This is a genomic window from Shinella sp. 20P9.1.1, from assembly GCF_057798995.1.
Genome location: NZ_JBYOLC010000009.1, coordinates 171,484 through 188,787, shown reverse-complemented (window position 1 = coordinate 188,787; position 17,304 = coordinate 171,484). Strand labels below are relative to the sequence as shown.

The window sequence follows — 17,304 nt, the reverse complement described above, 5'->3', positions numbered from 1 at the left end:
CATGACCCGTACTTTAGGCCTCGCCGCTCTCGGCCTTGCGCTCCTCGGCTCCACCGCCGCCCATGCCGCCGGCGAGCTCAACATCTTCAACTGGGGCAACTACACCAACCCCGAGCTCATCAAGAAGTTCGAGAAGGAATATGACGTCAAGGTCACCGTGACGGACTACGATTCCAACGATACGGCGCTGGCGAAGATCCGCCAGGGCGGCCACGGCTTCGACATGGTCGTGCCGTCCGCCAACGTTCTGAAGATCTGGATCGACGAGGGCCTGCTGCTCGAAGCGCGCCCCGACCAGATGGAGAACTTCAAGAATGTCGACGAGCGCTGGATCGACGTCGCCTTCGATCCGGGCCGCCACTACACCGTTCCGTGGCAGTGGGGTACGACGGGCGTGATCGTCAACAAGTCCATCTACAAGGGCGATCCGAACACCTCGGCCATCTTCCTCGATCCGCCGGCCGAACTGCAGAACAAGTTGAACGTCGTGCCGGAAATGTCCGACACCATGTTCCTCGCCATCCGCTATGTCGGCGGAGAGCCCTGCACGAACGACCTCGCCGTGCTCAAGAAGGCCCGCGACGTGCTGGTCGCCGCCAAGCCGAAATGGCTGTCCGTCGACTACGGCACCATCGAACAGCTGGTGAAGGGCGACTTTGCCGGCGGCACGGACTGGAGCGGCGCCGCCTTCCGCGCCCGCCTGCAGAATCCCGATCTCGTCTACGGCTATCCGAAGGAAGGCTATCCGGTCTGGATGGACAATCTCGGCATCATCAAGGATGCAAAGAATGTCGAGAACGCAAAACTCTTCATGAACTTCGTCATGGACCCGCAAAACGCCGCCATGATCTCCGCCTTCGCCCGCTACGGCAACGGCATCAAGGGTTCCGAAGAGTTCATGCCCGCCGACATGAAGGACGCGCCGGAAGTCAAGATTCCCGAGGAGTTCAAGTCTGCGGGCAAATTCAACCTTGCCTGCTCGCCGGAAGTCCAGCAGCTCTACACGAAGATCTGGACCGATCTGATGAAGTAAGCGGAGACAATCCCGGCCGCGCCTGCATGGGTGCGGCCGGGGCTCCCGCCGGATTTTACCGGCTGATGGCCGCGGGTTTGCATCGCCTGCCGCCGGATGGATCGTCCGCGACGACATCCGAAATCTTTGGCGCTCCTGGCCGCCGAGGCTGCCTTCCTGATGCGCATCCTTGATTTAACAGTCTGAAAATAAAAGATTTTCAACGCCGGTACAGAGGACGGCTCCGGTGCATTCGCGCGCCCGGAATTAGCACTTGACAAAACTTCAGACTTCAAACAATTCTTAACTCATAAGTAAAGAAATCGCTGAGGGGCGATCCAAAATCGGGAGGGTTCAATGCTGCAGGAGCGCATTGAAGGGAAGTGGCTTGCCTGCTTCCGACGGGTCTTCGTGCTCAATGGAATTGGCTTGGGAACGCGGGTGGCGATCGTAGCGGAGACGCAGTCGCGGCCGGTGCTGGTGCAGCTTGCCGATCTCGCCTGCCACGATCTCGGCGCTGATTACTGCATGATCACCATGCCCACCCCGCGCCAGACGGCGCCCGTTCCGGTCAAATCGACCGGCACCTCGCTCGCCATCCAGGGCAACCGCGCGGCGATCGAGGCCATGAAGCAGTGCGAGATCATCGTCGATTGCACGGTGGAGGGCATGATCCATGCCGCCGAATGGCCTGAAATCGAAGAGGCCGGCGCGCGCATCCTCGTCGTCTGCAACGAGCATCCCGAAATCCTCGAACGCTGCGAGCCCAAGGCCGAACTCGGCCCAAAGGTGGCGCTCGGCATCCAGATGCTGCGCGAGGCGAAGGAAATGCGCGTGACCTCGGCTGCGGGCACCGATCTCGTCATCGACCTGCGCGATGCACCCTGCGGCGGCACGCCGGGCTTCGGCACGACGCCGGGTGCGGTGGCGCACTGGCCGGGCGGCCTGTGCCTGGCCTTCCCGGGTCCGAACACCGTCAACGGCCGCATCGTCATGGATGTCGGCGATATGAACCTGACCTTCAAGAGCTACCTGACGAGCCGTATCGACTTCACCGTCGAGAACGATTTCGTCAAGGAAATCAAAGGCGACGGTTTGGATGCCGAGCTGTTCCGCGACTATATGGAAGCCTGGGAGGACCCGCTGGCCTACGGTTTCTCCCATGTCGGCTGGGGCATGAACCCCGCCGCCCGCTGGGTCTCCGGCGCGCTCTATGACAAGCGCGACATGCAGGCGGTCGAGTTCCGCGCCTGGGCCGGCAACTTCCTCTGGTCGACGGGCGCCAACCAATATGCCGGCCGCTTCACCGAGGGGCATTTCGACCTGCCGATGCGCAAATGCACGATCACGCTCGATGGCCGCGTGGTGGTGAAGGAAGGCCGTCTCCAGGGTGACCTCGCCCTCTGACCGGATTTGAGAAGGACTGCTCATGAGCGAACCTGCAGACTATTATGACCTCTCCCGCATCCGGCCCGAAGTGCTCGATGTGCTCACAAGGATCAACGAACTCGGCCGCGAGCGTTTCGCCCCGCGCGCCAAAAGCGTCGACGACGAGGCGTCCTTCCCGGTCGAGAACTACAGGGATCTCGCCGCCGAGGGCTTTCTGACCCTGACGGTGCCGAAGGAGTTCGGCGGCCACGGCTTCAGCCTCGGCGAATATGCCATGGTCGGCGCGGAGATCGGCAAATATTGCGGCGCCACCGCGCTCACCTTCAACATGCACAACTCCTCCATGATGTGGTCGCGCTTCATGTACGAGCTGCCGAACCTCACCGACGAGGACCGCGCCGCCTTCGCGCCGTTGCGCGAGCGCCAGTTCCGCCGCGCCGTCAAGGAGCAGGGCATCTATTCGCAGCCGATTTCCGAGGCCGGGCAGAACTGGACCTCCAAGCCCGCGCAGACCGCCTGCCGCAAGGTGGAGGGCGGGTGGAAGATCAACGGCTTCAAGAAGTTCGCCTCGCTCGCCGGCTATTGCGACTATTATTCCATCGTCTGCACCGAGCATTTCGAGGGCATCGAGCCGCGCCACGAGGACACGATGATCTTCGTCGTGCACAAGGACGCGCCGGGGCTTTCCGTGACGGGCAGCTGGGATCCGCTCGGCATGCGCGGCACCAACAGCCGCGACCTGATCCTGAAGGATGTCTTCGTCACCGAAGAGGATCTGATGATGCCGCGCGGCATCTTCATCAAGACCCTGCCGCACTGGCCGCACATGATGGCGACGCTCTCGCCGACTTATATGGGCGTGGCGCAGGGCGCCTTCGATTTCACCGTCGCCTATCTGCGCGGCGAAGTGCCCGGCCAGCCGCCGGCCGACCGGCGTATGTTCGGCACCAAGCGCCTCACCGTGGGGAAAATGTACACCCAGCTCGCCGCCATGCGCGCGCTGTGGTGGCAGGCCTTCATGGAGGCGCAGGGTTTTCCGACCAAGGCGCAGGTCATGCGCATGTATGCCGCGCAGTATAATGTCATGGAGGGCGTGCAGGAGATCGCGGCGCTCGCCATCCGCACCTGCGGCGGCCAGTCGATGCTCAAGACCATGCCGCTGGAGCGCATGTATCGCGACAGCCGCTGCGGCGCGCTGATGCTGCCTTATACGACCGAGATCATGGAGGACTATCTCTCCGTCCTGACGCTCTACGACATGGACGAACTCGACAAGGCGCCGGGCGACGAGGGCGGTGCGCGCTCCTCGCTGTGGCGCGGCACGGGCGGCACGCTCAAGGGGCTGCGCTGAGCCATGGTGGAGGAGCGGGTTCAGGTCATCGGGTTTTCCGCGGCAGAACCTGCTGCGGTCTGGGCCGTCGCCGGCAATTTCTGCGGCGCCTGGCATCCCGTGATCGCGGAAATCAGGGCCGAGCGCAATGGGCGCGGCGCGCTGATCCGCGCCTTCACCACGAAGGGTGAGGACACGCTCTACCGCGAACAGCTGACCTATCGTTCCGACACGGATCGCGTGCTCGCCTATACGCATCTCGAAGGCATTGCCGGTGTCGAGCGCTACGACGCCCGGCTTCAGGTCTTTGCCGGCGAGGCCGGCGGCAGCCGGATCGAATGGTCGGCACGACTTTCCGCCTCCGCCGAACGCGCCTCCGCGATTGCCGCCGGCACCCGGGCGATCTTCGAAATGGGAATTGCGGCGTTTGATGGTCTCGTCGGCGATGTGCAGCCGGGGAAGCCTGCTATCTCGGAGGAGGAGACGCCCGCACTCCGGACGCTTTTCATCGACGGCGACGCGCAACTCGCGCTGACCGTCTCGCCCCACAAACCGGGGCCGCTGGTGCTTTTCCTGCATGGCATCGGCGGCGGCCGCAGCAACTGGCTGGCGCAGTTTCGCGCGGTTGCGCCGACCATGCGGGTCGCCGCGCTCGACCTGCGGGGCTATGGCGAAAGCAGCCTCGGCGGATCGCAAAGCACGGTCGAGGACTATTGCGACGACATTCTGAGCGTCGCCGATGCGCTGGGCGCTCAAAAACTCGTGCTCTGCGGCCTCTCCTACGGATCGTGGATCGCCACCTCCTTCGCCATGCGCCATGCCGAGCGGTTGGCGGGCCTTGTGCTCTCGGGCGGCTGCACCGGCATGTCCGAGGCCGGTGTCGCGGAGCGCGATGCCTTTCGCACGGCGCGGGAAGTGCCGCTCGATGCCGGCAAGACACCGGCCGATTTCGCGCCTGCCGTCGTCGATGTGCTGGCCGGCCCGAATGCCGGGGAGGTGGTGCGCCAGACGCTCCTCGCTTCGATGGCGGCGATCCCCGCTTCGACCTACCGGGATGCGCTCACCTGCTTCACAAACCCGCCGGAGCGTTTCGATTTTGCCAAACTCACCATGCCGGTGCTGATGATGACGGGCGAACACGACCGCCTCGCATCCCCGGACGAAATCCGCGGCGTGGCAAGCCGGATCGTCAAGGCCGCCCCACGCGCCTCGGTCCGCTTCGAGGTGATCGCGGATGCCGGCCATGTTTGCAATGTCGAGCGGCCCGAGGCCTATAACCGGGTGCTCACGGAATTCCTCTCGGAGGTCGCGTCATGACGGCTCTTCCCAAGCGCCAGCAGAACCGCATCCTGCGCGAGCGCCGCATTCTCGACGCCGCCCTCGTCGTCTTCTCGCAGAAGGGCTTCGTCAGCGCCTCGATGGATGACATCGCCGCCGAGGCTGGGCTGACCAAGCCGACGCTCTACCAGTATTTCCCGTCCAAGGACGAGCTCTTCACGGCCATGATGACCGAGGAGCGCGACCACATGCTCGAATCCTTCGAGTATCCCTCGGCCTCCGGCATGGTCGCCGAACTCTACGCCTTCTCGTGGCACTATGCCGATGTCGTGCTGCGGCCCGACATGCTGAACCTCGCCCGGCTGATCATCGGCGAGGCGCAGCGGCTGCCGGATATCGGCCGCGCCTACCAGGCGTCCGGTCCCGACCGGGTGCTCGCCGGCATGATCGCCTATCTGGAGCGCCAGCGCGCGGCGGGCCTGATCGTCTTCGACGATGCCGAGCTGGCGGCGGAAGACCTCTGGGGCCTCATCCTCTCCGCGCCGCGCAACAGGGCGCTGCACATTCCTGATGCCGTGCCCGACCGGGCGACCATCGAACGCTATATCCGCAACGGCCTCCGCGTCTTCCTGCGCGCCTATTCCACGGCGCCGCATAAGGACCTTGCCACCCTTTCATCCCTGACACCGCCGCCGGCCACCGAAACGGAGTGACCATGACCCTCGACGCCTATCTCGACGATCCCGCAAGCCGTTTCGCCACCGTCGCCATGACCGATACGAACGGCCTGCTGCGCGGCCAGATGGTGTCCGTGCGCTCGCTCGCCGGCATCGCGCGCGCGGGCATGGGCATGTCGCCGGTCACCTTCGCGCTCGATCCCACCGACGTGGTGCTGAACATTCCCGGCGTCTCGGACGACACGTCGGATTTCCACGACGACCCGCTGGTGCTGGACCCCTCCACGGTCCGCCGCCTGCCCTGGTCAAAGCCGGGCCACGACCTGCTGGTGCTCTCCAACTATGGCGGCGCGACATCGGCGCTTTGCCCGCGCTCGCTTCTGACGCGGGTGCTGGCGCGGGCCGGGGAGGCGGGTTATGCGCCGCGCTACGGCATGGAGCTGGAATATACGCTTTTCGACGAGACGCCGGAAAGTGCGCGCGAAAAGGGCTATCGCAATCTCAAGACCGCGACCATGCACAAGAGTCACGATCTCGTGCTCTATCAGGTGCAGCAGACGGAGTGGTACGAGGCGCTCGCCGAAATCTGCGAGCCGCTGAAGATCGACCTCGCCAAGATGCATGAGGAGATCGGCGGCGGTTTTCTCGAAGCCTGCATTGCCGCCGGCACGGGCCTCGAGCCCGCCGACCAGCTCGTGCTGCTCAAGAATTTCGTGCGCGCCCTGGCGCAGCGCCAGGGCAAATGCGTCACCTTCATGCCGCGCTGGACGGAGGATGCCGACAGCCAGTCGATCCACCTCCATGTCAGCCTGACGGACGGGGAGGGCAGGAAGGTCTTCCACGATCCCGCAGGCAGAAACGGCATGTCAGAGACCTTCCGCCACTTCATCGGCGGCCTGCAGAAATATATCGGCGACATGACGCTGATCTTCCAGCCGACAGTCAATTCCTACCGTCGCTTCGCGCCCGGCACCTTCGCGCCGCCCGGCCTGACCTGGGGCTTCGAGAACCGCACGACCTGCTTCCGCGTCGTCGGCCATGATGCCGGCTCGCTGCGCGTCGAAAACCGTCTGCCGGGCGCTGATACCAACCCCTATCTGACCGTCGCAGCGACTGTGGCGGCCGGTGTCGCCGGCATCGTCGAGGGCATCGAGCCGGAGCCTGAAGTCATCGGCAACGGCTATGTACAGGCGGGTGCCGGCCCGGATTTCGCCCGCTCCATGCCGGAGGCGATCCAGCGGCTGCGCAACTCCACCTTCGCCAAGGACTGGCTCGGCGAGCGCTTCGTCGAGGCCTTTGCCGCGAGCCGCCAGAGCCAGCATGACGAATTCTGCAAGAAAGTACCCGATGTAGAACTGCAACGCTTCTTTGACCTGGGGTAGCGCCATGAAACCGGAACTTCGCCTGCAATTCCTCGAAGGCATGAGCCGCGCCGCAACCTTCGTCGCCGTGGTGACGACAGATGGCGAGGCGGGACGCTTCGGCGTCACGATCAGTTCCCTCACATCGGTCTCGGCCGATGGCGACCATCCCTCGCTGCTCGCCTGCCTCCACCATATGAGCCCGGTCGCCGCGGCGATCCTGAAGAACCGGTCCTTCTGCGCCAACCTCCTCCACGAGGACCAGCACCAGGTCTCCGACCTTTTCGCGGGGCGGCTTTCGGCCGGCGAACATGCCGAGCGCTTCGAACGCACGCCCTGGTCTTCAGGTGAACTCGGCCAGCCCTCCCTTGAAGGGGCCACCGCCAGCTTTCAGTGCCAGGTCGCGACCTCGGTGCTCTGGGAAACGCATCACATCATCATCGGACGCGTCATGAACGTCCGCTTGTCGGAAAAGCCGGCCTCTCTGCTCTACGGCCACCGGGCCTATCACCGGGCGGTTCAACTGCCGTAGCGCACATAAAAACGAAAAGAGGCTGCGCATGCCGGTCGGGTGAGCCGGCGAATGGGGAACAAAACTGGAGAGACCAATGACTGACGTGACGACGGCGGGGATAAACCAACTCCGCAGAAATTCGCTGGGGCTGATCGCCGTGACCTTCATGGTCATCTCGGCCGCCGCTCCGCTCACCGGCGTGGCCGGTGCGGTGCCGATCGCCTTCCTGCTCGGCAACGGCACGGGCGTTCCCGCAACCTTCCTTCTGATGACGCTGATCATGCTGGCCTTCTCGGCCGGCTACGTGGCGATGTCGCGCCATGTCACCAATGCCGGCGCCTTCTATGCCTATGCCGCGCGCGGGCTCGGCGGGCGCATGGCCGGTGCCGTGGCGATCATCGCGGTGGTCGCCTACAATGCTATGCAGTTCGGCCTGATCGGCCTGCTCGGGGGCGTGGCAGCGGGCGTCTTCGCCGGCTTCGGCATCGAGCTGCCGTGGTATCTCTGGAGCCTGATCGCGGTCGCCCTCGTCGGCATCCTCGGCTACCGGCAGGTCGATCTCTCGGCCAAGGTGATGATCGTGCTGGTACTGCTCGAATATCTCATCGTGCTGCTGGTCGATTTCGCCATTTTGGGCAAGGGCGGGGCAGGGACCCTTTCGTTTAATTTCTTCGACACGACGGCCATGTTCTCCGGCTCGCTGACGGCCGCAGTCCTGTTCTGCCTCGGCTCCTTCATCGGCTTCGAGGCGACGACGATCTATGCGGAGGAGGCGCGCGATCCGGAAAAGACCATTCCGCGTGCGACCTATCTCTCGGTGCTGATGATCGGCCTGTTCTTCGTCTTCACCACCTGGCTGATGATTGCCGGCGTCGGAGCCGAGAAGCTCCTGCCGACGATCGGCGCCCTGCCCGATCCGACCGCCTTCTTCTTCGATCTCGCCGGCAGCTATGTCGGCGGCCCGGTGCCGGCCATTGCCGGTCTGCTTCTGGTGTCGAGCCTGTTTGCGGCGATCAGCGCCTTCCACAACTACATCGCCCGCTACAGCTATGTCGCGGGTCGTGAGGGCCTGCTGCCGGCCGCCTTCGGCCGCACGCATGATGCGCATCAGAGCCCGCATGTCGGCTCGGTGGTACAGACAGTGATGGCGCTTGTCGTGCTGGCGGTCTTTGCCGGCCTCGGGCTCGATCCGGTGCTCAACATGTTCACCTGGATCAGCCAGGTCGGCACGCTCGGCGTGCTCGGCATGATGACGATCACCTCGCTCTCGGTCATCGTTTTCTTCCGCAAGCGGGGCGGCGACAATCCGGTGCTGACGACGCTCATCCTGCCGGCCGTCTCCGGCCTCGTGATGGCGGCGCTCTTCGTCTACATCTTCATCAATTTCGGCGATCTCACCCAGACCGCCGGCGGTTCGCTCGGCATCATCCTGCCGGCGCTGATCCCTCTCGCGGGCATCGTCGGCTTCCTGATGGCGAGCCGCCTCAAGGCATCCGACCCGGCCGCCTATGCCCGCATGGGCCAGAACCGCGCCTGATCGTTTCGGCGGCGCCGGCCCGTGCCGGCGCCGCTGATCCCGTCAGATGGACAGAAGCCGGCGCGTCAGCGGATGCTGCGCATCGGCAAGGCCGTCGATGACGTTGAAATGGTGCCTGTCCGGCTCGACGACTTCAGCCGTGGTCGCGCCGAGACCGGTCCAGATATTGGCGAGCAGCGCGTTCTGCCGTAGGAATTCCGAACGCTCGTTGCCGCCCACCCAGCAGGTGATGCGGGCATTCCGCATGGGCCGCAGCAAGGCGGGGCTTTCCGCCAGTGCCTCCGCCTCGTCGATCGCAAGCCTTGCATTCATGGCGGTCGAGAGCATCGGGCGCAGGTCGTGCACGCCTGAAATCGAAACGACGTTGCGGATGCGCTCATGGACCTCGGGTGCGAGCGGTGCCGTCGTCGTGACCATGCGGCTGGCAAGATGCCCGCCGGCCGAATGCCCCGTCAGCATCAACGGTCCCTCGACATGGCGTGCCGCCTCCGTCACCGACGCGGCGATCTCCTTCACGATCTCGGCGATGCGCACCTCGGGGCAAAGCGTATAGGACGGCATGGCGACGGCATACCCGCTCTCGACGCTGCCGGCAGCGAGATGCGACCAGAAACTCTTGTCGAGCTGCAGCCAGAAGCCGCCATGCACGAAGACGACAAGCCCTTTGGGCGTGCCTTCCGGGAGGAAGAGATCAAGCCGGTTGCGCGGCCTGTCGCCATAGGCGAGGTCGAGTTTCGCGCGGCCGGCAGCGGCCAGCGTGGTGCGGAAGGTTTCGGCGGGCTCCACCCAGGCGGCCGGCCAGCGATCGCCGCGCGCGATATTCGCGCCGTTGGAATAGGCGTCGTCCCAGTCCGAAATCCGGTGCTCCAGCATTGCCGCACTCCTCCCTCGTGTTGTCAGCGGCGTAGAAATCGCGCGGATGCGCAACAAAGGCAATGCCATTACGTGAGAAACTTTAGGCTTGAAATAATTTTTGACAGGTGCCATGCTGGCTCATGTTCAGCGCGGAAGTGGAGGTCTTCGCTGTGCCCATCACACCAGATGATTTTTTCCGCGCGACGATATGGTCCGGCGAAGCTTCGCCCGGCTGTGCGGTTCTGCGCGGCGCGTTGACCGGCCAGCTTTGACCATGCAGGCCGGCACGAACAGGGGGAATAGCCGTCACATGCTTGGACCGACCGCTCACGTCGATACATTCACCCGCGACAACCTGCCGCCGCCGGAGGAATGGCCGGATTTCCTGCTCGAAGGGTTCGATTATCCCGACCGCATCAATGCCGCCGTCGAGCTGACGGATGCAGTGGTCGCCAAGGGTTTCGGCGACCGCACCGCCCTCATCGGCAACGGCCGCCGCCGTACCTACAAGGAGCTGTCCGACTGGACGAACCGGCTGGCCCATGCGCTGGTCGAGAATTACGGCGTGAAGCCCGGCAACCGTATCCTCATCCGCTCGGCCAACAATCCCGCCATGGTCGCCTGCTGGCTTGCCGCCACCAAGGCGGGCGCGGTCGTCGTCAACACGATGCCGATGCTGCGCGCCGGCGAACTCACCAAGATCGTCGACAAGGCGGAGATCAGTCTGGCGCTCTGCGATACACGCCTGATGGACGAGATGATCGCCTGCGCCAAGGACAGCCGTTATCTCAAGCAGGTCATCGGCTTCGACGGCACCGCCAATCACGACGCCGAACTGGACCGGGCGGCACTCGACAAATCCGTGATCTTCGAGGCGGTGCACACCGGCCGCGACGACGTGGCGCTGCTCGGCTTCACCTCGGGCACGACGGGTGTGCCGAAGGCCACCATGCATTTCCACCGCGACCTGCTGATGATTGCCGACGGCTATGCCAAGGATGTACTCGGCGTGACGCCGCACGACGTCTTCGTCGGCTCGCCGCCGCTCGCCTTCACCTTCGGCCTCGGCGGCCTTGCCATCTTCCCGCTGCGTTTCGGTGCCGCCGCGACGCTGCTCGAACAGGCGACGCCGCCGCAGATGGTCGAGATCATCGAGACCTACAAGGCGACCATTTCGTTCACCGCGCCCACCGCCTACCGCGCCATGCTGAAGGCGATGGATGCCGGCGCCGACCTCTCGTCGCTGCGGGTCGCCATCTCCGCCGGCGAGACCTTGCCCGGCCCCGTCTTCGACGAATGGACGCAAAAGACCGGCAAGCCGATCCTCGACGGCATCGGCGCCACCGAAATGCTGCACATCTTCATCTCCAACCGTTTCGAGGACCGCAAGCCGGCCTCCACCGGCAAACCGGTCGGCGGTTATGAGGCGCGCATCGTCGACGAGGACATGCAGGAAGTGCCGCGCGGTACGGTAGGCCGTCTTGCCGTGCGCGGCCCGACCGGCTGCCGCTACATGGCCGATGACCGCCAGCGCGACTATGTCCGCGACGGCTGGAACCTCACCGGCGATGCCTTCTTTCAGGACGAAGACGGTTTCTTCCATTTCGCCGCCCGCTCGGACGACATGATCGTCAGCGCCGGCTACAACATCGCCGGCCCGGAAGTGGAGGCGGCCCTGATCGCTCATGCCGACGTGGCGGAATGCGCCGTGGTGGGAGCGCCCGATGGCGAGCGTGGCCAGATCGTGGAGGCCCATGTCGTGCTGATGGCCGGCGTTCTGCCCGACGACGCGACGGTCAAGCGGCTGCAGGATCATGTGAAGGCGCTGATCGCCCCCTACAAATATCCACGCTCGGTCAAGTTCCTGGACGCTTTGCCAAAGACGGCGACGGGCAAGATCCAGCGTTTCCGCCTGCGCACGGAGCACTAGATGAGCAAGCCCTACGACCCCTCGAAGGAAGGCGCGCAGATGTCGTTCGAAGGGCGCATGTCCTACAGCGACTATCTCATGCTGGAAAAGGTGTTGACCGCGCAGGAGCCGCTTTCGACGGCGCATGACGAGATGCTGTTCATCATCCAGCACCAGACTTCCGAGCTCTGGATGAAGCTTGCGTTGCACGAGATCACCTCGGCCGTCCGCGCGGTGCGCGAGGACCGGTTGGAGCCGGCCTTCAAGATGCTGACGCGGGTCGCGCGCATTTTCGAGCAGCTGAACAGCGCCTGGGACGTGCTGCGCACAATGACGCCGAGCGAATATACTGAATTCCGCGAATCCCTCGGCCAGTCCTCCGGCTTCCAGTCCTGGCAGTACCGGGCGATCGAATTCCTCGCCGGCAACCGCAACCTCGCCATGCTGCGCCCGCATGCGCACCGCCCTGATCTCATGGAAAAGCTGGAGGCGATCCTCGCCGCGCCCTCGCTCTACGACGAGGCGATCCGGCTTCTCGCCCGCAACGGTTTCGACATCGGCGAGGAAGCCGAGCGTCAGGACTGGCGGGAGACGCGCGCCGAAAACGACAAGGTCTTCGCCGCCTGGCAGACCGTCTACCGTAATCCGCAGCGCTACTGGATGCTCTACGAACTGGCCGAAAAGCTCGTCGATTTCGAGGACTATTTCCGCCGCTGGCGCTTCAACCATGTCACGACCGTCGAGCGCATCATCGGGTTCAAGCGCGGCACCGGCGGCACGTCGGGGGCATCCTACCTGAAGAAGATGCTGGAAGTGGAACTCTTCCCCGAGCTATGGCATGTTCGCACAGACCTTTGATAGAAAACGATAAAAACCTGAACATATGAGGAGAACAGCATGAAGCGCATTTTAGCAGCAAGCCTTTTCGGCCTTTCGCTCGCGACATCCGGCCTCGCCTATGCCGAGCCGGTCAAGATCGGTGTCATCACCACGCTTTCCGGCGGCGGTGCCGGCCTTGGTATCGACATGCGCGATGCCTTCCAGCTCGCCATCAAGCAGTCGGGCAACAAGGATATCGAGCTCGTCGTGGAGGACGACGCGCAGAAGCCGGAACTGGCGGTGCAGATCGCCGAAAAGATGATCCAGGGCGACAAGATCGACCTGATGACCGGCATTATCTGGTCGAACCTCGCCATGGCCGTCGTGCCGAACACGGTGGCGCAGGACGTCATCTATCTCTCGCCGAATGCCGGCCCTTCGGCGCTGGCCGGTGCGAACTGCAATGCGAACTATTTCAACGTCGCCTACCAGAACGACAATTTCCATGAAGGCATGGGCGAATACGCCAACAAGGATTACAAGAACACCTTCATCCTGGCGCCCAACTATCCCGCCGGCAAGGACGCGCTGACCGGCTTCAAGCGCTACTACAAGGGCGCGCTGTCGGGTGAGGTCTATACCCAGGTCGGCCAGACGGACTATGCCGCCGAGATCGCGCAGATCCGCGCGTCGGGTGCGGATTCCGTCTATTTCTTCCTGCCCGGCGGCATGGGCATTGCCTTCATGAAGCAATATGCCCAGTCGGGCGTCGGCATCCCGGTCATGGGCCCGGCCTTCTCCTTCGACCAGGACGTTCTGCCGGCCGTGGGGGACGCAGCGCTTGGCGTGAAGAACGCCGCAAGCTGGTCGCCGGACCTCGACAACGAGGCGAGCAAGGCCTTCGTCAAGGCCTTCAAGGCCGAATATAACCGCCTGCCGTCGGTCTATGCCGCGCAGAGCTGGGATACGGCAAATCTCATCCTCTCGGCACTGGCCAAGGCGAGTGTGAAGGACAAGGACGCTTTCCGCGCGGCGCTGAAGGCGGCGGACTTCAAGTCCGTGCGCGGGGACTTCACCTTCAACAACAACCAGCACCCGATCCAGAACATCTATGTGCGCGAGGTGGTGAAGGACGGTGACGTGCTGACCAACAAGATCATCGCCACCGCGTTCGAAAAGCACAAGGACGCCTACGCCGAACAGTGCGGCCTCTAAGGTCTTTTGACGTCTGATCTCCGGGTGCCCGGCTTTTGCCGGCGCCCGGGGGCATCCTGTGACCCGAAGCCTGGACCGACGCCGTGTTCACCGCACTCCTGATCGAACAACTGCTCAACGGGCTCCAGCTCGGCGTGATGCTGTTTCTGATGGCCGCCGGCCTGACGCTGATCTTCGGCGTGATGGGCCTGATCAATCTCGCCCACGGCTCGCTCTACATGATCGGCGCCTTCGCCTGCGCGGTCGTCGCCTCCGCCACCGGTTCCTTCTGGCTCGGCCTCATCGCCAGCCTTGTTGCGGCCGCTGGCGTCGGCGCGCTGATCGAGGTTGCGGTGATCCGGCGGCTCTATGACCGCGACCATCTCGACCAGGTGCTCGCCACCTTCGCGCTGATCCTGATCCTGTCGGAAGGTGCGCGCTGGCTGTTCGGTTCTTTCCCGCTTTATCTCGATATTCCCAAGCTGCTGCAGGGCGCGGTGCCGCTGCCGGGCGGCGGGCAATACCAGCTCTACCGCCTCGCCATCATCGCCGTCGGCATCGTCGTCGCCGTCGGTCTCTATCTGCTGATCTCCAAGACCCGGCTTGGCATGCGCATCCGCGCCGGCGAATCCGACCGCGAGATGATCGCCGCGCTCGGCGTCGATATCAGCACGCTCTATACCGTCGTTTTCGCGCTCGGTGCCGCCCTTGCCGGCTTGGCCGGGGCGCTGGTCGGCGCGCTGCAATCCGTGCAGGTCGGCATGGGCGAACCGGTGCTCATCCTCGCCTTCGTCGTCATCGTCATCGGCGGCATCGGCTCGATCAAGGGCGCGCTGGTTGGCGCCGTCATCGTCGGCGTGGTCGATACGATGGGGCGTTTCCTGCTGCCGTCGCTGCTGGCGCTCACCATGCCCGCCGCGCAGGCCACCACCATCGGTGCGGCACTCGCCTCCATGCTGATCTATGTCGTCATGGCCCTCATCCTTGCCTTCAGGCCGAGCGGCCTGTTCGCCGCGCAATCGTGAGGGCTCGATGAACCGCGAAACCGCCATCAACCTGCTGCTCGCAGCCCTGCTTCTCGCCCTGCCGCTGATTGCCGCCGGTATCGGCGAACCGTTCTATGTGACGCTCGCGACCCGCGTCGTCGTGCTGGCGCTTGCCGCCGTCGGCCTCAATCTGGCGCTCGGTCTCGGCGGACTGCTCTCCTTCGGACACGCCGCCTTCTTCGGCCTCGGCGGCTATGCCGCCGGCATTCTGGCAACCCATGCCTTCAATGCCGAACCGCTGTTCGCCGGTATTCCCGGCACGACGTCCATGCCGCTGATCTGGTTGGTCGCTATCGCGGTGGCCGGCCTCGTCGCGCTGCCGATCGGCGCGATCAGCCTGCGCACCACGGGCGTCTATTTCATCATGATCACGCTCGCCTTCGCGCAGATGATCTACTATTTCGCGATCTCCTGGCCCGCCTATGGCGGCGAGGACGGTCTGTCGATCTATGTGCGAAACGCCTTTCCCGGCCTCAACACCGCGCAGCCGCTGCCCTATTTCCTGATCTGCTTCGCCGTGCTGATGGCGACACTCCTCATCTTCCGTCTCGTCGAGGGCTCGCGCTTCGGCAGCGCCTTGCAGGCGGCGCGGCAGAATGGCGTGCGCCTTGCCGCCGTCGGCATTCCGCCGTTCAGGATCCGGCTCGTCGCCTTCGTGCTGTCGGCGATGATCACCGGCCTTGCCGGCGCGCTTTATGCCGATCTCAACCGCTTCGTCGGTCCGTCCATGCTGTCGTGGCACATGTCGGGCGAACTGATGGTGTTGATCATTCTCGGCGGCAAGGGGCGGCTGTTCGGGCCGGTCGCGGGCGCCATGATCTTCGTCTGCCTCGAATATGTGCTCGGCGGCATCACCGAGCGCTGGCAGTTCTTCCTCGGCCTCATCCTGCTCGGTATCGTGCTGTTCGCGCGCGGCGGGTTTTTAGGCCTCCTCTCGGGAAAACCGCGCCATGTCTGAGCCCATTCTCGAAATCCGCGATCTCCGGAAATCCTTTAATGCGCTGAAGGCTACGGATGGTGTCAGCCTTGATCTTCATCCCGGCCAGATCCACGCGCTGATCGGCCCGAACGGCGCCGGCAAGAGCACGCTGATCCACCAGATCGCCGGCGCGTTGAAAGCCGACAGTGGCACGATCCGCTTTCTCGGCCAGGATATCGGCGGCCTCGACATGGCGGCGCGCGCGCGGCTCGGCCTTGCCCGCAGCTTCCAGATCTCCTCGCTCGCCCAGGAGTTCTCCGCGCTGCGCAATGTCATGCTGGCGGTGCAGGCGAAGGCGAGCAGCAGTTTCCGGTTCTTCCGGCAGGTGACGAGCGACAGGAACCTGATCGACCCCGCCATGGCCATGCTGGAGCGTGTCGGCCTTGCCCACCGCGCCCATATTCCGGCGGCCGAGCTGTCTCACGGCGAACGCCGCCAGCTCGAAATCGCCATCGCGCTGGCGCTTCAGCCAAAAGCCTTCCTGTTCGACGAGCCGATGGCCGGCATGGGGCCGGAGGGTTCCAAGCAACTGACCACGTTCCTCGACGGCTTGCGTCACGAAGCGCCGATGCTCCTGGTGGAGCATGACATGGACGCCGTCTTCGCGTTGGCGGACCGCATCTCGGTACTCGTTTATGGCCGCATCATCGCGACCGGCACGGTCGATGAAATCCGCCGCGATCCCGAGGTCCGCCGCGCCTATCTGGGAGAAGCTGCGTGACCCTTCTTTCCCTCAAGGGCCTCGAAACCTTCTACGGCGCCTCGCAGGCGCTGTTCGGCGTCGATCTCGATGTACGCCAGGGCGAAGTCGTCGCACTGATGGGCCGCAACGGCATGGGCAAGACGACGACGATCAATTCGATCATTGGCCTCGTACGCCCGCGCGCCGGTGCGATCAGCTTCGGCGGCAAGGCGATCTTCGGCATGCGGCCGCATCGCATCGCGAGACTCGGCCTCGGACTTGTGCCGGAAGGGCGCCGCTGTTTTCCCAACCTGACGGTGATGGAAAACCTCGTCGCGACCGCCCGTGGCAGCGACTGGACCTTCGAAAAGGTGGTCGATCTTTTCCCCCGCCTCGGCGAGCGGCGCGATCAATATGCCCGCACGCTCTCGGGCGGCGAACAGCAGATGCTCGCCATCGGCCGCGCGCTGATGACCAATCCGCTTCTGCTCATCCTCGACGAGGCGACGGAGGGGCTTGCTCCCGTCATTCGGCAGGACATCTGGGCGGCGATCCGCACGCTGAAAACCGCTGGCCAGTCGATCCTCGTCGTCGACAAGACGCTCTCGGAATTGCTGCCGGTGGCCGACCGCTGCTTCGTGCTGGAAAAGGGCAGGACGGTCTTCGAGGGCGCCCCGGCAGCGCTGACGCCGGAGCTTCAGGACCGCTATCTCGGCGTCTGA

The 17,304-nt window shown here is 64.4% G+C and carries 17 protein-coding genes; 15 read left to right on the top strand and 2 right to left on the bottom strand.

All coding sequences use genetic code 11. From position 1 onward, the window contains the following. Position 1: 1 nt before the first annotated feature. The 8 genes from AC27VQ_RS17140 (at position 2) to AC27VQ_RS17105 (ending at position 9,098) form a co-directional block, all read left to right on the top strand. Positions 2–1,033: an extracellular solute-binding protein gene (locus AC27VQ_RS17140; RefSeq protein ID WP_488717213.1), complete on the top strand. Its 1,032-nt coding sequence runs from the start codon at positions 2–4 to the stop codon at positions 1,031–1,033. 336 nt (positions 1,034–1,369) lie between these two features. After that, on the top strand, positions 1,370–2,419 hold the full coding sequence (locus AC27VQ_RS17135; protein WP_488717212.1) for a 2,5-dihydroxypyridine 5,6-dioxygenase NicX family protein: 1,050 nt from the start codon (positions 1,370–1,372) through the stop codon (positions 2,417–2,419). A gap of 22 nt (positions 2,420–2,441) precedes the next feature. Next, positions 2,442–3,752 (top strand): acyl-CoA dehydrogenase family protein, encoded by a 1,311-nt coding sequence (locus tag AC27VQ_RS17130; RefSeq protein WP_313523432.1) that lies wholly within the window; start codon positions 2,442–2,444, stop codon positions 3,750–3,752. A gap of 3 nt (positions 3,753–3,755) precedes the next feature. Beyond that, entirely contained in the window at positions 3,756–5,048 is a 1,293-nt protein-coding gene (locus AC27VQ_RS17125) for an alpha/beta fold hydrolase (RefSeq protein WP_488717211.1), read from the top strand. Beyond that, positions 5,045–5,722 (top strand): TetR/AcrR family transcriptional regulator, encoded by a 678-nt coding sequence (locus AC27VQ_RS17120; RefSeq protein WP_488717210.1) that lies wholly within the window; start codon positions 5,045–5,047, stop codon positions 5,720–5,722. The genes AC27VQ_RS17125 and AC27VQ_RS17120 overlap by 4 nt, the downstream gene beginning before the upstream one ends. Before the next feature lie 2 nt (positions 5,723–5,724). Continuing rightward, complete coding sequence (locus tag AC27VQ_RS17115) at positions 5,725–7,068, top strand: glutamine synthetase family protein (protein ID WP_421592868.1); 1,344 nt, start codon at positions 5,725–5,727, stop codon at positions 7,066–7,068. A gap of 4 nt (positions 7,069–7,072) precedes the next feature. Then, complete coding sequence (locus tag AC27VQ_RS17110; protein WP_488717209.1) at positions 7,073–7,579, top strand: flavin reductase family protein; 507 nt, start codon at positions 7,073–7,075, stop codon at positions 7,577–7,579. A gap of 76 nt (positions 7,580–7,655) precedes the next feature. After that, positions 7,656–9,098, top strand: coding sequence for an APC family permease (locus AC27VQ_RS17105; protein ID WP_488717208.1), 1,443 nt, complete (start codon positions 7,656–7,658; stop codon positions 9,096–9,098). A 42-nt stretch (positions 9,099–9,140) separates the two neighbouring features. Here AC27VQ_RS17105 and AC27VQ_RS17100 read toward each other — a convergent pair whose 3' ends face one another. Beyond that, positions 9,141–9,971, bottom strand: a complete 831-nt coding sequence (locus tag AC27VQ_RS17100) for an alpha/beta hydrolase (protein WP_488717207.1) — start codon at positions 9,969–9,971, stop codon at positions 9,141–9,143. Between the two features lie 82 nt (positions 9,972–10,053). Beyond that, positions 10,054–10,263 (bottom strand): hypothetical protein, encoded by a 210-nt coding sequence (locus AC27VQ_RS17095; RefSeq protein WP_488717206.1) that lies wholly within the window; start codon positions 10,261–10,263, stop codon positions 10,054–10,056. On the opposite strand from AC27VQ_RS17095, the gene AC27VQ_RS17090 reads away from it, so the two are divergent. The 7 genes from AC27VQ_RS17090 to AC27VQ_RS17060 all read left to right on the top strand — a co-directional run bounded on the left by AC27VQ_RS17090 (position 10,264) and on the right by AC27VQ_RS17060 (position 17,304). Further along, positions 10,264–11,883, top strand: a complete 1,620-nt coding sequence (locus tag AC27VQ_RS17090) for an AMP-binding protein (RefSeq protein ID WP_488717205.1) — start codon at positions 10,264–10,266, stop codon at positions 11,881–11,883. After that, positions 11,884–12,720 carry a tryptophan 2,3-dioxygenase gene (gene kynA, locus AC27VQ_RS17085; protein WP_488717204.1) on the top strand — a complete coding sequence of 279 codons (837 nt, stop codon included), beginning with the start codon at positions 11,884–11,886 and terminating at the stop codon, positions 12,718–12,720. It begins immediately after the preceding gene. 39 nt (positions 12,721–12,759) lie between these two features. After that, a complete protein-coding gene (locus AC27VQ_RS17080) occupies positions 12,760–13,896 on the top strand; it encodes an ABC transporter substrate-binding protein (protein ID WP_488717203.1) in 1,137 nt (378 codons plus the stop codon). 83 nt (positions 13,897–13,979) lie between these two features. After that, on the top strand, positions 13,980–14,900 hold the full coding sequence (locus AC27VQ_RS17075; RefSeq protein ID WP_488717202.1) for a branched-chain amino acid ABC transporter permease: 921 nt from the start codon (positions 13,980–13,982) through the stop codon (positions 14,898–14,900). Between the two features lie 7 nt (positions 14,901–14,907). Continuing rightward, a complete protein-coding gene (locus AC27VQ_RS17070) occupies positions 14,908–15,879 on the top strand; it encodes a branched-chain amino acid ABC transporter permease (RefSeq protein ID WP_488717201.1) in 972 nt (323 codons plus the stop codon). Further along, the gene (locus tag AC27VQ_RS17065; protein ID WP_488717200.1) at positions 15,872–16,621 is read left to right on the top strand and encodes an ABC transporter ATP-binding protein; all 750 of its coding nucleotides are present in this window, start codon (positions 15,872–15,874) and stop codon (positions 16,619–16,621) included. Before AC27VQ_RS17070 ends, AC27VQ_RS17065 begins: the two co-directional genes overlap by 8 nt. Next, the gene (locus AC27VQ_RS17060; RefSeq protein ID WP_488717199.1) at positions 16,618–17,304 is read left to right on the top strand and encodes an ABC transporter ATP-binding protein; all 687 of its coding nucleotides are present in this window, start codon (positions 16,618–16,620) and stop codon (positions 17,302–17,304) included. Before AC27VQ_RS17065 ends, AC27VQ_RS17060 begins: the two co-directional genes overlap by 4 nt.